Annotated in this window: 1 protein-coding gene; it reads left to right on the top strand. The window is 76.8% G+C overall.

What is annotated here, in order from left to right; all coding sequences use genetic code 11:
• On the top strand, positions 1-672 hold a 672-nt coding region (locus G3I65_RS01370; protein WP_160693958.1), incomplete at both ends, for an acyltransferase domain-containing protein.

Genomic DNA, 672 nt, shown 5'->3' with positions numbered 1-672 from the left:
CTCGCGGCCGCGCACGTCGCCGGGGTGTTCTCCCTCGACGACGCCGCCGCGGTGGTCGCCGCCCGCGGCCGCCTCATGCAGGGGCTCGCCGAGGGCGGCGCGATGGTCGCCGTCCAGGCGACCGAAGCGGAAGTGCGGCCGCTGCTGAGCGAGACCGTGGCTATCGCGGCCGTCAACGGCCCCGACTCGGTCGTGCTGTCCGGGGCCGAGGCCGACGTGCTGGCGCTCGCCGCGCGGTTCGGCGCCGACGGCCGCAAGACCAGCAGGCTGCGGGTTTCGCACGCCTTCCACTCGCCGCTGGTGGACCCGGTGCTCGACGGGTTCCGCGCCGTGCTCGACGGCGTCACCTTCGCCGAGCCGCGGCTCCCGGTGGTGTCGAACCTGACCGGCGGCCTCGGCGCCGGGATCGGCACCCCGGAGTACTGGGTCCGGCACGCGCGCGAGGCCGTCCGGTTCGCCGACGGCGTCGCCACCCTGGAGGCCCAGGGCGTCTCGCGGTTCCTGGAACTCGGCCCGGACGGCGCGCTGTCCGCGCTGGCCCAGCGGACCGCCGCCGAGACCGCCGTGGTGGTTCCGTTGCTGCGCAAGGACCGCGCGGAGCCGGTCGCCGCCGTCACCGCGCTGGCGCGGCTGCACGTCTCGGGCGCACCGGTCGGCTGGGACGCGTTCTTC

Origin of the sequence: Amycolatopsis sp. SID8362, assembly GCF_010550475.1 — a bacterium.
Classification (GTDB): domain Bacteria; phylum Actinomycetota; class Actinomycetes; order Mycobacteriales; family Pseudonocardiaceae; genus Amycolatopsis; species Amycolatopsis eburnea.
The sequence above is the reverse complement of the archived record's forward strand: the minus strand, read 5'-3'. Positions and strand labels throughout refer to the sequence as shown.